This window comes from Micromonospora sp. WMMD1219, from assembly GCF_049315215.1.
Taxonomy (GTDB): domain Bacteria; phylum Actinomycetota; class Actinomycetes; order Mycobacteriales; family Micromonosporaceae; genus Micromonospora; species Micromonospora tulbaghiae.
Map to the genome: position 1 here is coordinate 6,436,871 of NZ_CP186057.1, position 14,230 is coordinate 6,451,100.

The following is a 14,230-nucleotide window of genomic DNA, read 5'->3' on the forward strand; positions in this document are numbered from 1 at the left end:
GGCGGCGGCGGCGCATCTTGCCCATCGACCTTGCTATATGCAAATATTTGGATCGATCTGCTGATGCGTCTCGATCTTTATTCGGGGGTTGACGGGTATGCGGAAGATTTCCTCGATCGGTGCCGCCGTCGTCCTGACCGTCGCCTCGGCGGGCGCCGTGGTGGCCGGTACGGCCGGACCGGCGAGCGCCGGGTGCAGCCACTCGCACTCGAACGTGGACAGCAAGTTCGGCCAGCTGTTCAACGCCACGAACGTCAACATCCGCACCGGCCCGCACACCACCTGCGCCTCGCTGGGCTACGGGCAGCTCAGTCACACTGTCGACTTCCACTGCTTCGCCAGTGGCGACCGGGTCAGCGCGAACGGCCACACCACCTACACGTGGACGTACCTGCGGGACGTCACCACCGGCGTCTCCGGCTGGGTCGCCGACGCCCTGCTGGACAACCTCGGCGGCAACGTCGCCTGCTGACCGGGACCACCGGGAGGCCCTTCGGCGGGCAGAATGACCGGGCATGACCGGTCTGCACCCGCCCGTCGAGCCGTACGCCACCCACCGCGTCCCGGCCGGTGACGGCCACGTCCTGTACGTCGAGGAGGTCGGCCGGCCGGACGGCGTACCCGTGGTGTTCCTGCACGGCGGGCCCGGCGGCGGCCTGGTGCCGGTGGCCCGCCGGTTCTTCGACCCCGCCCGCCACCGGGCCGTGCTGTTCGACCAGCGCGGCGCCGGGCGCAGCACCCCGCACGGCGAGGTGCGCGCCAACACCACCTGGCACCTGGTGGCCGACCTGGAGACGATCCGGCAGCGGCTGGGCATCGGCTCCTGGCTGGTGTTCGGCGGCTCGTGGGGCACCACGCTCGGCCTGGCGTACGCCCAGACGCACCCGGAGCGGGTGACCGGCCTGGTCCTGCGCGGCGTGCTGCTGCTGCGGCGCAGCGAGCGGGACTGGTTCTACCAGGGCGGGCTGCGCCACCTCCAGCCCGAGGAGTGGGAGCGGTTCGTCGCGCCGGTCCCGCCGGACGAGCGCGACGACGTGCTGGCCGCGTACCACAGGCGGTTGCACGGCCCGGACGAGGCGCGGGCCCGGGAGTACGCGCGGGCCTGGGGGCGGTGGGAGGCGGTCAACTCGTCGCTGCGGCCCGACCCGGAGCTGCTCGCCCACTTCACCGCCGACGACCAGGCGCTGCCGGTGGCCCGGATCCTGTCGCACTACGCGGTGCACGGCGGCTTCCTCGCCGAGGGCCAGTTGCTCGACGGCGTGGACCGCATCCGGCACCTGCCCGCAGTGATCGTCAACGGCCGCTACGACCTGTGCTGCCCGCCGGTGTCCGCGTACGACCTGGCCCGCCGGTGGCCGGAGGCGGCGCTGCGGATCGTGCCGGACGCCGGGCACTCCGCGGCCGAGCCGGGCGTGACCCGGGAGGTGCTGCGCGCCCTGGACGAGGTGACCGCGAGGGTCGGCTGACCGGCGCCGGACCTCCACCGGTCCGCGCCTGGTCATCGGCGAGCGCCGCTGGCAGGATCGGCCGGGTGACGGGTGCGCTGTACGCGGTCAGTGACCTCCACGTGTCGTACGCGGAGAACCGCGCGGTGGTGGACGGCCTGCGGCCGGAGACGGCGGACGACTGGCTGATCGTGGCCGGCGACGTCGGCGAGGTCTTCGCCGACGTGGAACGGACGCTGCGGCTGCTGCGCGACCGGTTCGCGACTGTGGTGTGGGCGCCGGGCAACCACGAGCTGTGGACCCACCCCAACGACCCGGTGACGTTGCGCGGGGTGGCGCGTTACGACGCGCTGGTGGCGATGTGCCGTGAGCTGGGCGTGCTGACCCCGGAGGACGAGTACGCGGTGTGGCGGGGCGCGGGCGGGCCGGTCACCGTCGCGCCGCTGTTCGTGCTCTACGACTACTCGTTCCGCGCCCCCGGCACCACGACCAAGGAGGAGTCGCTGCGCGCGGCGTACGACGCCGGCGTGGTGTGCACCGACGAGATGCTGCTGCACCCCGACCCGTACCCGGACCGGGAGTCCTGGTGCGCGGCCCGGCTGGAGCAGACGCGGCGACGCCTGGAGGCCACCGACCCGGCGCTGCCCACGGTGCTGGTCACCCACTGGCCGCTGGTGCGCCAGCCGACCGAGGTGCTCTGGTTCCCGGAGTTCGCGCAGTGGTGCGGCACCGATCAGACCGCCGACTGGCACGTGCGCCACCGCGCCACCGTCGCCGTCTACGGCCACCTGCACATCCCGCGCACCACCCACTACGACGGCGTTCGGTTCGAGGAGGTGTCGCTGGGTTACCCGCGCGAGTGGCGGCGCCGCGGCGGCGAGCCGGCGCCGATGAAGCGGATCCTCGGATGATCGGGGCGCTGCTGCCGGCCGGGGCGCTGGCCGTCGAGGCGTTCGCCGACGTGCCGGACGAGGCGCCGTACCCGGGCGAGGAGGATCTGGTCGCGCGCGCGGTCGCCGCGCGCCGCCAGGAGTTCGTCACGGCCCGCCGCTGCGCGCGGGAGGCGCTGGCCCGGCTCGGGTACGCCCCGGCGCCGATCCGCCCCGGTCCCCGCCGGGAGCCGGTCTGGCCGGCCGGCGTGGTGGGCAGCATCACCCACTGCACCGGCTACCGGGCGGCGGCGGTGGCGCCGGCGGGGGCGATGGCCGGGCTGGGCATCGACGCGGAGCCGCACGAGCCGCTGCCCGACGGGGTGGCCGGCGTGGTCCTCACCGCGGGCGAGCCGGAACGGCTGGCCGCGCTGCGCGCCGCCGACCCGGCGACGCACTGGGACCGGCTGCTGTTCAGCGCCAAGGAGTCGGTCTACAAGGCGTGGTACCCGCTGACCGGGCGCTGGCTCGGCTTCGAGGAGGCGGAGCTGACCTTCGACCGGTCCGGCGGGTTCACCGCCCGCATCCTGGTCGACGGCACCCGCACCGACGGCGGCCCGCCGCTGGACGTCCTGGACGGCCGCTGGCTGGTCGCCGGCGGGCTGCTGCTCACCGCCGTGGCCGTGCCGCACCGACCCTGACCAGCGATACCGCGATTGTTCCGGTTTGCCCGGCCCGACCTGGGGTACGGCCGAAGGGGCCTGGACATTTCGCTGTAGGAGGACAGGTCCTGATGGAATCCAGCAAGCCCACCCAGATCGTCAAGGGTGTCGTCGAAGCCGCCGTCGAAAAGGTCGGCGACGCGCTGACTCCGGACGTGCCGGGCGCACCCGGCAGCGCGCCACCACCACTGGAGGAGCCGACCACGCCGCACGGGCCGCTGCCGCCCAAGGACGAGCAGGGCGCGCCGGACACCCGGACCCCGACCGGCGCCGAGACCGGCGTGCCGAAGATCGCCAAGGGGCAGCAGGGCGCGTACCTCACCACCGCCAACGGGCACCGGCTGCGCGACACCGACCACTCGCTCAAGGCCGGTCCGCGCGGCCCGGTCCTGCTCCAGGACCACCACCTGCGGGAGAAGATCACCCACTTCGACCACGAGCGGATCCCGGAGCGGGTGGTGCACGCCCGGGGCGCGGGCGCGCACGGCACGTTCGTGGCGTACGGCACCGCGGAGGAGGTGACCCGGGCCGGGTTCCTGAAGAAGGGCCGCGAGACGCCGGTCTTCGTCCGCTTCTCCACCGTGCTGGGCTCGCGCGGCTCGGCGGACACGGTCCGCGACACCCGCGGCTTCGCCACCAAGTTCTACACCGACGAGGGCACGTTCGACCTGGTCGCCAACAACATCCCGGTCTTCTTCATCCAGGACGCGATCAAGTTCCCGGACGTGATCCACGCCGGCAAGCCGCACCCGGACCGGGAGATCCCGCAGGCGCAGAGCGCGCACGACACGTTCTGGGACTTCGTCTCGCTGCACACCGAGGCGCAGCACCACACCATGTGGAACATGTCCGACCGGGGCATCCCGCGGTCCTACCGGACCATGGAGGGCTTCGGCGTGCACACGTTCCGCATGGTCGACGAGGCCGGCGCGACGGTGCTGGTCAAGTTCCACTGGAAGCCGAAGCTGGGCGTGCACTCCCTGACCTGGGAGGAGGCGCAGCTCATCGGCGGCATCGACCCGGACTACCACCGCCGCGACCTGTACGACGCGATCGAGGCCGGCGCGTACCCGGAGTGGGAGCTGGGCATCCAGGTCTTCCCGGACACGCCGGAGGAGACGTTCGCCGGGATCGACCTGCTCGACCCGACGAAGATCGTGCCGGAGGAGCTGGCGCCGGTGCAGCCGATCGGCAAGCTCACCCTGAACAAGACGCCGCGCAACTTCTTCGCCGAGACCGAGCAGGTGGCGTTCCACGTCGGGCACCTGCCGCCGGGCATCGACGTGACGAACGACCCGCTGTTGCAGGGCCGCCTCTTCTCGTACGTGGACACGCAGCTCACCCGCCTCGGCGGGCCGAACTTCACCCAGATCCCGATCAACCGGCCGCACGCCGACGTCAACGACATGCTGCGCGACGGCTTCCACCAGCACGCGGTGCACGCGGGCGTGGCGCCGTACCGGCCGAACTCGCTCGACGGCGGCAACCCGTTCCCGGCCGGCGACCGGGAGCACGCGTTCGTGGACACGCCGGTGACGGTGGCCGAGGCGCCGAAGGTGCGCGCCTCGCCGGCCTCCTTCGACGACCACTACAGCCAGGTACGCCTGTTCTGGCAGAGCATGTCGCCGGTGGAGAAGGAGCACATCATCCGGGCGTACACGTTCGAGCTGGGCAAGTGCTACCACCAGGCGATCAAGGAGCGGCAGCTCCAGTGCCTGGCCAACGTCGACCCGGTGCTGTGCGAGCAGGTCGCGATCGGCCTGGGCCTGCCTGTGCCGCAGCCCACCGTGCCGCTGGCGGAGGTGCAGCCCAGCCCCGCGCTGTCCCAGGTGGGCCGGGAGTGGCCGGCCGACGGCCGGATGGTCGGCATCGTGGTCGACGCCCAGGGCGACATGGGCGACGTGCACGAGGTACGCCGGGCGGTGTTCGCCGCCGGCATGGTGCCGCTGCTGATCGCCGCGCACGGCGGCACCGTCGACGGGCTGCCGGTGCAGCGCACGTTCGCCACCGGCCGCTCGGTCGAGTTCGACGCGGTGCTGCTGGCGGGCGCGCCGGCCCCGGCGCCGGACGCGCTGCCGGCCCGCGACGCCAAGGCCGGCGCGCCGGGCTCCTCCACCGTCGACCCGCGGGTGCTCCTGCTGGTCGAGGAGGCGTGGCGGCACGCCAAGGTGATCGGCGCCTGGGGCGCGGGCGCCGAGGTGCTGCACCAGGCCGGCGTCACCGGCACGCCCGGTGTGGTCACCGGCGGTTCCGGGGCCGAGGTGCTCACGGAGGTGCAGCGGCTGATGGCGGCGCACCGGGTCTGGGAGAGGTTCCCGGCCTCGGTCGCCTGATCTCGTCCACGTGCGTGGGGCGGTCCCGGATCCGGGACCGCCCCACGTCCACGTTTGCCGCGGTCCCGCCCGGGAACGAGCAGTGGATGAACGGGCCTGTGGCCGACGAACCGGTCGGCGAGCTGGAACTGGTGCACACCTTCACCGGGGCGATGCCGACCGGGGTGAGCGTGTCGCACACCGGCCGGATCTTCGTCAACTTCCCGAAGTGGGGCGACGAGGTGCCGGCCACCGTCGTGGAGCTGCGCGACGGCCGTGAGGTGCCGTTCCCCGACCGGGACTGGAACGATCCGTCCGGCGACGACGACGCGGGCGCGTTCGTCTCGGTGCAGAGCATCGTGGTCGACCCGGCCGACCGTCTCTGGGTGCTCGACACCGGCAGCCCGATGTTCCAGCCCACGAAGCCGGGCGGGCCGAAGCTGGTCCGCGTCGACCTGGACACCGACTCCGTCGGACAGGTGATCACCTTCCCGGCCGACGTGGCGCTGCCCACGACGTACCTCAACGACGTCCGGTTCGACCTGCGCCGCGGCGAGGCGGGCCTGGCCTACATCACCGACTCCTCCGACTCCGGTCCGAACGGTCTCATCGTGGTTGACCTCGCCACCGGGGAGTCCTGGCGCCGGCTGCACGAGCACCCGTCCACCAAGGCCGAACCGCTGTCGGCGTTCCGGCCGGTGGTGGAGGGGCGGCCGTTCCTGCAACGCCCGGCCGACGGGCCGGCGAAGCCGGTGTCGATGGGCGCGGACGGCATCGCGATCTCCGCCGACGGCGCCCGGCTGTACTACTGCCCGCTCGCCTCGCGCCGCTGGTACAGCGTGGCCACCGACGCGCTCGCCGACCGGTCGCTCGGCGACGACCAGGTGGCCGCCACGGTGGTGGACGAGGGCGACAAGGGCACCGGCTCCGACGGTCTGGAGACCGACGACTCCGGAGCGCTCTACCTGACCGCGTACGAGCACGACGCGGTGCTGCGACGCCGCCCGGACGGGGAGTTCGAGACGGTGGTGCACGATCCGCGCCTGCTCTGGCCGGACACCATGTCGGTAGCAGTCGACGGCCACCTCTACGTCACCGCGAACCAGCTGCACCGGCAGGCGACCTACCAGGGCGGACGGGATCTGCGGCGCAAGCCGTACGCGCTGTTCCGGGTGCCGATCGACGCCGGGCCGGTGCTGCTGCGCTGACCGAGGGCGCACGCCGCGTCACGTATCGAAGTGTGTCGTTGACGCCTTAGTTAATACTCTTTAATATTTGGGCCACCTCGAGGAAGACCCCCATCCGCCCCCGTCCCCCGGGAAGGCCCTCGATGCCCAGACCTCACCTCCGGCGGCGCCTCGCCGCCGGTGCGCTCGCGCTGGCCACCACCGCCGCGACGCTCACCCTCGCCCCGACCGCCGCCGAGGCCGCGGTGCTGCCGAACAACTTCAAGAGCGTCGGCTACATGCCGTCCTGGAGCGGCAACGTCAACACCGTCCAGTACGGCAAGCTCACCCACATCAACTACGCGTTCGTGCTCCCCAACGGCGACGGCAGCCTGCGCCCGGTGGAGAACCCGAGCAAGCTCTCCTCGCTCGTGTCGCTCGGGCACGCCAACAACGTCAAGGTCTCCATCGCCGTGGGCGGCTGGAACGACGGCGACGACTCCGCGTTCGAGGCGCTCGCCGCCAACTCCGGCTCGCGCAGCGCGTTCGTCAACAACCTGATCGCGTTCGTCGACCAGTACAACCTCGACGGCGTGGACATGGACTGGGAGTACCCCGACTCGGGCGCCTCGGCGAACAACTACACGCTGCTCATGCAGCAGCTCGGCAGCGCCCTGCACAGCCGTGGCAAGCTGCTCACCGCCGCCGTGGTCTCCGAGGGCTACTACGTCGACGGGGTGTCCACCGCCGTCTTCGGCTCGGTGGACTGGCTGAACATCATGGCGTACGACGGCGGCAGCCCGCACGCCGGCTACGACTGGTCGATCGCCAGCATCAACAGGTGGAAGTCACGCGGCCTGCCCGCCGCCAAGGCGGTGCTCGGCGTGCCCTTCTACAGCCGCCCCGGCTACTACACCTACTCGGCGCTGGTCGGCATGGACCCGGCCAACGCCAACCGGGACTGCACCACAGTCGGCGGCGCGCAGCAGTGCTACAACGGCGTACCGACCGTCAAGCGCAAGACGCAGTGGGCCATGGCGAACGCCGGCGGGATGATGAACTGGGAGCTGTCGCAGGACACCACCGGTTCGACGTCGCTGGTCAGCGCGATCTACGACACCGTCACCGGCGGCGGCAACCCGCCGCCGGCCGGGCGTACCGGGCCGGTCACCGGCATCGGCGGCGCCTGCGTGGACGTGGCCGCCGCGAGCACCGCCAACGGCACCGCGATCCAGCTGTACGGCTGTAACGGCACCGCCGCGCAGAGCTGGACCGTCGGCGGCGACGGCACGCTGCGGGCGCTGGGCAAGTGCCTGGACGTGACGAGCGCCGGCACCGCGAACGGCACGAAGATCCAGCTGTGGGACTGCAACGGCACCGGCGCCCAGGTCTGGCAGGCGCAGAGCAACGGCACGCTGCGCAACCCCGCGTCGGGCCGGTGCCTGGACGCCACCGGCAACAGCTCCGCCAACGGCACCCGGCTGCAGATCTGGGACTGCTTCGGCGGCGCCAACCAGGTCTGGCGGCTGCCGGCCTGACCCCCAGGGCTCCCCGCCGGGCTGTCCCACCCGGCGGGGACCGGCCTCACCAGCGGTTGCGGGCCTCCTCGGCCCATCCGACCAGGCCGTCCAGATCCACGCGCTCACCGTCGTCGGTCGCCGCCCAGCCGGTGAAGCGCCCGAAGCACTGGTGCGTCTCCCCGGCCAGCACGACCAGGTTGGTACGCGCCACCCGCTCGTGGAACGGGTGGAACGTGACGTCCACCCGGTCGCCGCTGATCCGCCACGGCCGCAGCCAGTCGGCGCGGTCGTACTCCCAGGTCAGGTCCGTGCCGATCTTGTGCAGCCGCCCGTCGACGAAGACCGCGTTCTCGGTCGAGCCGGTGCCGTCGGTCCACGTGCCGCCGAGCTGGATCGACCGGCCCGGGCCGCTGCCGGCCGCCCAGTTCCACCGCACCGCGTACCGCCACTTGCCCCGGCCGTGGTCGAGCGCCGCGTACGATCCCTCCCCCACCGGATACGCCGTGCCGTCCACGGTGAGCGTACCGTGCACCGGCCGGCCGATGTCCTTGACCGTGTACTGGAACCGTCGGGTGCTCCACGGCACCACCACGCCGAGCGACTCGTGCCCCGGCGGCAGCGGCACGGTCAGGTCCACCTCGACGCCGGGCGCGCTCGCCCGCACCGTGCTGCCGTCCGGGCCCTGGTCCACCGCGACGGTCAGCTTCCCGCCCCGGGCGCGGACCGGACCGGCACCACTGACCGGCGGCAGCACGGTGCCCCGGGCGAACGGCACCACCGCCTCCGCCGTGGTCTCCCGGCCGGTGCGCCGGTCGAGCAGGTAGAGGCTCTGCACCCCGGCGTAGTCGAGCGACGAGGCGACCAGGCCGAGGATGTGCGTCGGCGTGACCACGCCCCAGTGCTCCCACCGCTTGGCCCGGCCCCAGCCACGCAGGTTCGCCCGGTGCAGTGGCCGGCGGCTCCAGCCGACCGCGTTCGGGTTCAGCCGCCCGTCCGGCCGGCACAGGTCGACCGGCTCGGTGATCTCCCGCTCATGCGTCATCGCCGCAGGCTACCGAGGGCGGCGCGGGCCCGGCGGGCGGCCTGGACGGCCGTCCCGCCGGGCCGTCGCGTCAGCGTCCCTGCTTGGCGCGGCAGATCTCCACCGGCACCGCCGGGGCGCCGTCGACCGGAGCCGGATCCTCCGGGGTGGGCGCGATGCCGCCGGCCGAGATCCGGTCCAGCGTGGCCAGCCCGGCCGCGTCGACCTGCCCGAACACGGTGTAGTTCGGGCGCAGCGCGGAGTCGGCCTGGACCAGGAAGAACTGGCTGCCGTTGGTGTCCGGGCCGGCGTTGGCCATGGCGAGCGTGCCGCGCGCGTACAGGCGGCGTACGCCGGTCGGGTCGGTCGGCGCGGGCGGCAGGTCGGTGGGCAGCTCGTCGCGGTAGCGGTAGCCCGGGCCGCCCTCGCCGGTGCCGGACGGGTCGCCGCACTGGAGGACCGTGAGCGTCGGGTACGCGGTGAGCCGGTGGCAGGGCGTCCGGTCGTAGAAGCGCTTCCGCACCAGGTGCAGGAAGCTCTGCACGGTGCACGGCGCCTGCTCGCGGTCCAGCGTCAGCCCGATCGGTCCCTGGTTGGTGCGCAGCGTGACCCGCACGGTGCCCCGGTCCGGCGTCCGGCGCGGGTCCGGCGGCAGCGGCACCGGACGGGCGGCCGGCTCGTCCGGCGTGGGCGTGTACGCGCACGGTCCCTTGGTCGGCGCGGGATCGGCGGCGGGCGCCGCGGTCGCGGCGACACCTGCGGCGGCGACGATCGTCGCGGCGGCCAGGCTCACCCCGGCGAGGCGGGCCAGCAGGGGTAAGGCGGCGTGCGTTCGGGTCTCGCTCGACACGGTGGTCCTCCCTGGACTCGTGGTACCAGAACGACCGGAGTCTATGGATCGGGTGGGACGATGTCGACGCGGGCGCTCGGCGGGTCGAAAGTCGGTTGCCGGCCCTGGCCGCCTCCGGGAGGCTGAGCGGCATGACGTTCTGACGGATCGCACCCCAGCCCGCAGGCCCTCGCCGCCTGCCGCCCGCCGTTCTCCGCGTTCTTCCCCAGAAACGAGCGTCTGTGTCCGCGTACCCCTCCGGGCGGGCCGTCGTGCCCGCCACCGTCTCCGTCTTCTCCTCCCCCGGCAGCTGGATCGAGTCCGCCGCGCTCGACCAGTGCCGGCAGGTCGCCGCCCTGGACGGCATGGCGCACGTCGCCGCCATGCCGGACCTGCACCCCGGCAAGGGCGCGCCGATCGGCGCCGCGATGTCCTCGACGGTGCTCTACCCGTTCCTGGTCGGCTCCGACATCGGGTGCGGCATCGCGGTCTTCCCGATCGCGCTGCGCCGGGTCGTACCCGAACGGCTCGCCGCCCGGTTCCCCGACCTGGACCGGGCGCTCGACCCGGACACCGACGACCCGGCGTGGTCGATGCTGGACGGCGAGATCCCGGCCGGTCACCTCGACGGGCTCGGCACGGTCGGGCGCGGCAACCACTTCGTCGAGCTGGCCCGCGTCGGGCCCGTCCTCGCGGCGGAGCACGCCGCGCGGCTCGGGCTGGACGCCGGCGACCTGGTGCTCGTCGTGCACTCCGGCTCGCGCGGGCTCGGCGAACGGATCCTGCGCGAGCACACCGAGGCGCACGGCGCCGGCCCCGCACCCGACCCGGACGCCTACCTGGCCCGGCACGACGCCGCGGTGCGGTGGGGTTCGCTCAACCGGCGGCTGCTGGCCGCGCGGGTCGCGTACGCGCTCGGCGCCGAACCGACCGAGCCGGTCGTCGACCAGTGCCACAACCTGGTCGAGATCCGCGACGGGCGCTACCTGCACCGCAAGGGCGCGGCGCCGGGCGACGGCCGGGACGTGCTGATCGCCGGCACCCGCGGCACGCCCTCCTACCTGGTGGCGGCGCACGCCGGGCCGGAGGCCGGCTACTCGGTGGCGCACGGCGCCGGGCGCAAGATGTCCCGCGCCGACGCGCTGCGCCGGGGCCGGGCCAAGCACACCGTCGAGGAGCTGCGCCGTACGCCGGTCGGCTCGATCGTGGTGTGCGGCGACCGGCAGCTGCTGTTCGAGGAGGCGCCCACCGCGTACAAGCGCATCGAGCAGGTGATCGGCGACCTGGTGGCGCACGACCTCGCCACCCCGGTCACCACGACGGTTCCGCTGGTCACCTACAAGACGCCGGACGTGGGTCGTCGCGACGAGCGCCGGAAGGGCCGCAGGTGACCGAGCTGCTGCTGTCCGCCGGACGCGGACCGGCCGAGTGCGCGTGGGCGCTGGCCCGGCTGCTGTCCCGCCTGGAGGGCGAGGCGACCCGGCGGGGCCTGCGTACCGACCGGGTCGAGACGGTGGCCGGCGACCGGGCCGGCACCTACCGGTCGGTGCTGGTCCGGATCACCGGCGCCGGGGCGGAGGCGTTCGCGGCCGGGTGGACCGGCACGCTCTGCTGGCAGGCGCCCAGCCCGTACCGGACGGGTCACGGACGGAAGAACTGGTACGTCGCCGCGCGGACGTGCCGGACCGACGTGGTGGTCACGCCGTTCGACGAGGCCGACATCGAGTTCGTGCCGTGCCGTACCGGCGGGCCGGGCGGCCAGCACCGCAACAAGGCCAGCACCGCCGTCCGGGCCACACACCGCCCGTCGGGCCGGACCGTGGTGGTCGACACCGAACGGCACCTGCACCTCAACCGCCGTATCGCGGTCGAGCTGCTGCGGCAGCGGATCGCCGCCGACGACGAGGCGGCCCGGCGCGCGGGCGTCGACGCCCGGTGGCGGATCCACGACGACCTCGTGCGCGGCGACCCGGTACGGGTGGAGCGGCCGTAGGGCGGGCCGGGCCGTGACCCGTGCCCGCCGTCGGGGGCCGGCTCCACCGTCGGCGGCCGGCTCCACCGTCGGCGTCCGGCCTCACGCGACGAAGACGCAGAACGGGTGGCCGGCCGGGTCGGCGTACACCCGTAGCGGCTCGTCCGGGTCGTCGGACCGGTCCCGCAGCAGCCGCCCGCCGAGCGCGAGCACCCGCTCGTGCTGCCGGTCCAGCTCGGCCACCGACGGCACGGTCAGGTCGAGGTGCAACTGCTGCGGCACCTCCCCCTCCGGCCAGGTCGCCTCCGGCAGCCGGTCGACCTGCTGGAAGGCCAGTTGCGGCGCGCCCTCCGCGGTCCGCAGCACCAGCCAGTCCCGGCCGCGCTCGTCCGGTTCCCCGGCCGCCGGTGGCTCGTCACCGGGCCGGTAGACCAGGCCCAGCAGCGCGCGGTAGAACTCGGCCAGGGCGCGCGCGTCGGTGCAGTCCAGCACCACCTGGCACAGCCGCAGACCCGGTCCGTCGGTCATCGTCACCACCTCCGGCCTCCTCTTGCCCCGCCGGTCGCGGCGCAATCCGCCGCGGTGACGCCCCGCCGGTCGCGACCCGATCCGACGCGGTGACGCCCGGCGGTCGCGGCCCGATCCGTCGTCGCTGACCGGTCCGGCTACCGTGGGCGCGGCGGACGGGCGGCCCCAGCCCGCCGACGTGGCGCGCGAGGAGGACGGATGCGACGGAGAAGGACCGGTCTGGCGGCGACGCTGGCGACAGTGGCCCTCTCGCTCGCCTCCTGCGGCGCCAAGCGCAGCGTGTACTCCTCCGACCCCGGACAGGTCGCCGACGGCGCCTGCGACATGGACCGCGTCCGGTGAACCCGCTCGTGCAGCGCTTCCGCGCCGTGGTCGCGATGTGGATCTTCGTCGGCTGGGGCGGGTTCCTGCTGGCCGGGTTCCTCGGCCTCGCCCTGCTGACCCAGACGGGTCCGTTCGCGGCCGCGTCGACCTTCTCCGCCGCCGCCGAGTTCGCCCCCGGCGCCGAGATCAAGGTGCGGGACACCGGCGTACGCCCCGGCAACATCCTGATCCTCGCCGCCCCCGCCACTGTGGACCCCGCCACCGTCCGGTGCACCGCGAAGAGCCGGGTCTACTCCACCGGCGAGCAGCGGTCCAGGGAGCTGACCGGGGCCCGGCCCGAGGGGACCGCGGCGGTGATGCGCGACCGCGGCGAACCCCGGCAGTTCACTCCGGTGCTGGCCACCGAGGGCACCGGCTGGATGGAGACCGACTTCGTGAGCTGCACCGGCGCCGGTGCGGAGGCGTTCGCGCTGACCACCGCCAAGGGCATCCAGAGCGACCGGTTCCGGCTCGGCGCCGGACTGCTGCTCATGCTGCTCGCCCCGGTGCTCGCCGGCCTCGGCTGCCTCGCGCTGTACCTCACCCGGAAATGGAACCGGGAGGCGGCTCTGCGCGGCGGCTCGACAAGTTGGCCCTACCGGTGACCGGGCTGCGCCTGCACGTGGGCTGTGCCATGTGGACGCACAAGTCCTGGTCCGGCCGCTTCCTGCCGCACCCGCTGCCCGCGCACGAGCGGCTGCGCGCGTACGCCGGGTGGTGCGACGCGGTGGAGGGCAACACCACGTTCTACGCGACCCCGGCCCGGGAGACGGTGGCGTCCTGGGCCGAGCAGACCGACCCGGGCTTCCGTTTCCTGCCGAAGCTGCCGAAGGTGGTCACGCACGAGCGCCGGCTCACCGGCGGCGAGGCGGAACTGCGGGCGTTCCTGCACGCGATGGAGCCGCTCGGCCCGCGGGCGGACGCGCTCTGGATCCAGCTGCCCGGCTCGTTCGGCCCCGGTGACGTGCCCGACCTCGACCGGTTCCTGCGCACGCTGCCCACCGGTCACCGGTATGCCGTCGAGGTCCGCCACCCCGCCTTCTTCACCGAGGCCGGTGCGGTACGCGCGCTGGAGGCGACGCTCGACCGGGCCGGCGCCGAGTGGATCCCGTTCGACACCACGGCGTTCTTCCGGACGCCGCCGACGAGCGACGCGGAGCGGGAGGCGTGGACGCGCAAGCCGCGCCTGCCGCTGCGTACCCGGGCGCTGACCGACCGGCCCGTCGTGCGCTACCTGGGCCGGGACGACCCGGCCCGCACCGTCGAGGGCTGGCAGCCGTGGCTGGACGTGGTCACCGGCTGGCTGCGGGAGGGCCGCTCGCCGACCGTGTTCGTGCACACGCCGGACAACGCGGACGCGCCCGAGCTGGCCCGCCGCTTCCACGACCAGGTCCGCGAGCGGGTGCCCGGGCTCGCGCCGTTACCGGAGCCGGAGCCGGTCGGCCCGGCCACGCTGTTCTGAGCGCCGTGCGGGATCGCCGGC

General features: G+C 73.8%; 15 protein-coding genes. 12 read left to right on the forward strand and 3 right to left on the reverse strand.

Annotation, left to right across the window (positions count from 1 at the left end; genetic code table 11):
* Positions 1-97: 97 nt before the first annotated feature.
* The 7 genes from ACN27C_RS30050 (at position 98) to ACN27C_RS30080 (ending at position 8,052) form a co-directional block, all read left to right on the forward strand.
* A complete protein-coding gene (locus ACN27C_RS30050; RefSeq protein WP_120570752.1) occupies positions 98-472 on the forward strand; it encodes a hypothetical protein in 375 nt (124 codons plus the stop codon).
* A 43-nt stretch (positions 473-515) separates the two neighbouring features.
* Entirely contained in the window at positions 516-1,466 is a 951-nt protein-coding gene (gene pip, locus ACN27C_RS30055) for a prolyl aminopeptidase (RefSeq protein WP_422749632.1), read from the forward strand.
* Between the two features lie 65 nt (positions 1,467-1,531).
* The gene (locus tag ACN27C_RS30060; protein ID WP_422749634.1) at positions 1,532-2,356 is read left to right on the forward strand and encodes a metallophosphoesterase family protein; all 825 of its coding nucleotides are present in this window, start codon (positions 1,532-1,534) and stop codon (positions 2,354-2,356) included.
* Positions 2,353-3,015 carry a 4'-phosphopantetheinyl transferase family protein gene (locus ACN27C_RS30065; protein WP_422749636.1) on the forward strand — a complete coding sequence of 221 codons (663 nt, stop codon included), beginning with the start codon at positions 2,353-2,355 and terminating at the stop codon, positions 3,013-3,015. Before ACN27C_RS30060 ends, ACN27C_RS30065 begins: the two co-directional genes overlap by 4 nt.
* Before the next feature lie 92 nt (positions 3,016-3,107).
* Complete coding sequence (locus ACN27C_RS30070) at positions 3,108-5,369, forward strand: catalase (RefSeq protein WP_422749638.1); 2,262 nt, start codon at positions 3,108-3,110, stop codon at positions 5,367-5,369.
* Positions 5,370-5,455: 86 nt separating this feature from the next.
* A complete protein-coding gene (locus ACN27C_RS30075) occupies positions 5,456-6,556 on the forward strand; it encodes an L-dopachrome tautomerase-related protein (RefSeq protein WP_120570757.1) in 1,101 nt (366 codons plus the stop codon).
* Between the two features lie 122 nt (positions 6,557-6,678).
* Complete coding sequence (locus tag ACN27C_RS30080; RefSeq protein ID WP_422749640.1) at positions 6,679-8,052, forward strand: glycosyl hydrolase family 18 protein; 1,374 nt, start codon at positions 6,679-6,681, stop codon at positions 8,050-8,052.
* Positions 8,053-8,098: 46 nt separating this feature from the next.
* On the opposite strand, the gene ACN27C_RS30085 is transcribed toward ACN27C_RS30080, so the two are convergent.
* The gene (locus ACN27C_RS30085; RefSeq protein WP_422749642.1) at positions 8,099-9,076 is read right to left on the reverse strand and encodes a DUF2804 domain-containing protein; all 978 of its coding nucleotides are present in this window, start codon (positions 9,074-9,076) and stop codon (positions 8,099-8,101) included.
* A 70-nt stretch (positions 9,077-9,146) separates the two neighbouring features.
* A complete protein-coding gene (locus ACN27C_RS30090) occupies positions 9,147-9,905 on the reverse strand; it encodes a peptidylprolyl isomerase (protein WP_252454055.1) in 759 nt (252 codons plus the stop codon).
* 221 nt (positions 9,906-10,126) lie between these two features.
* On the opposite strand from ACN27C_RS30090, the gene ACN27C_RS30095 reads away from it, so the two are divergent.
* Together ACN27C_RS30095 and prfH are read left to right on the forward strand one after the other, a co-directional pair.
* Entirely contained in the window at positions 10,127-11,275 is a 1,149-nt protein-coding gene (locus ACN27C_RS30095; protein ID WP_350815281.1) for an RNA ligase RtcB family protein, read from the forward strand.
* A complete protein-coding gene (prfH, locus tag ACN27C_RS30100) occupies positions 11,272-11,877 on the forward strand; it encodes a peptide chain release factor H (protein WP_121683287.1) in 606 nt (201 codons plus the stop codon). The genes ACN27C_RS30095 and prfH overlap by 4 nt, the downstream gene beginning before the upstream one ends.
* Before the next feature lie 81 nt (positions 11,878-11,958).
* Here prfH and ACN27C_RS30105 read toward each other — a convergent pair whose 3' ends face one another.
* Complete coding sequence (locus tag ACN27C_RS30105; protein ID WP_120570764.1) at positions 11,959-12,384, reverse strand: VOC family protein; 426 nt, start codon at positions 12,382-12,384, stop codon at positions 11,959-11,961.
* 198 nt (positions 12,385-12,582) lie between these two features.
* On the opposite strand from ACN27C_RS30105, the gene ACN27C_RS30110 reads away from it, so the two are divergent.
* Genes ACN27C_RS30110 through ACN27C_RS30120 form a run of 3 tightly spaced genes read left to right on the forward strand, consistent with a single transcriptional unit; the run spans position 12,583 to position 14,209 of the window.
* Complete coding sequence (locus tag ACN27C_RS30110; protein WP_422749645.1) at positions 12,583-12,726, forward strand: hypothetical protein; 144 nt, start codon at positions 12,583-12,585, stop codon at positions 12,724-12,726.
* Complete coding sequence (locus tag ACN27C_RS30115) at positions 12,723-13,352, forward strand: hypothetical protein (protein ID WP_357797969.1); 630 nt, start codon at positions 12,723-12,725, stop codon at positions 13,350-13,352. Before ACN27C_RS30110 ends, ACN27C_RS30115 begins: the two co-directional genes overlap by 4 nt.
* 29 nt (positions 13,353-13,381) lie before the next feature.
* The gene (locus ACN27C_RS30120) at positions 13,382-14,209 is read left to right on the forward strand and encodes a DUF72 domain-containing protein (protein WP_422751688.1); all 828 of its coding nucleotides are present in this window, start codon (positions 13,382-13,384) and stop codon (positions 14,207-14,209) included.
* Positions 14,210-14,230 lie beyond the last annotated feature (21 nt).

Excerpts from the sequence above, each read along its gene's own strand:
- ACN27C_RS30050 (WP_120570752.1), top strand. The coding sequence starts at position 98 with ATGCGGAAGATTTCCTCGATCGGTGCCGCCGTCGTCCTGACCGTCGCC.
- pip (WP_422749632.1), top strand. The coding sequence starts at position 516 with ATGACCGGTCTGCACCCGCCCGTCGAGCCGTACGCCACCCACCGCGTC.
- ACN27C_RS30065 (WP_422749636.1), top strand. The coding sequence starts at position 2,353 with ATGATCGGGGCGCTGCTGCCGGCCGGGGCGCTGGCCGTCGAGGCGTTC.
- ACN27C_RS30070 (WP_422749638.1), top strand. The coding sequence starts at position 3,108 with ATGGAATCCAGCAAGCCCACCCAGATCGTCAAGGGTGTCGTCGAAGCC.
- ACN27C_RS30075 (WP_120570757.1), top strand. The coding sequence starts at position 5,456 with ATGAACGGGCCTGTGGCCGACGAACCGGTCGGCGAGCTGGAACTGGTG.
- ACN27C_RS30080 (WP_422749640.1), top strand. The coding sequence starts at position 6,679 with ATGCCCAGACCTCACCTCCGGCGGCGCCTCGCCGCCGGTGCGCTCGCG.
- ACN27C_RS30085 (WP_422749642.1), bottom strand. The coding sequence starts at position 9,076 with ATGACGCATGAGCGGGAGATCACCGAGCCGGTCGACCTGTGCCGGCCG.
- ACN27C_RS30105 (WP_120570764.1), bottom strand. The coding sequence starts at position 12,384 with ATGACCGACGGACCGGGTCTGCGGCTGTGCCAGGTGGTGCTGGACTGC.
- ACN27C_RS30110 (WP_422749645.1), top strand. The coding sequence starts at position 12,583 with ATGCGACGGAGAAGGACCGGTCTGGCGGCGACGCTGGCGACAGTGGCC.
- ACN27C_RS30120 (WP_422751688.1), top strand. The coding sequence starts at position 13,382 with ATGTGGACGCACAAGTCCTGGTCCGGCCGCTTCCTGCCGCACCCGCTG.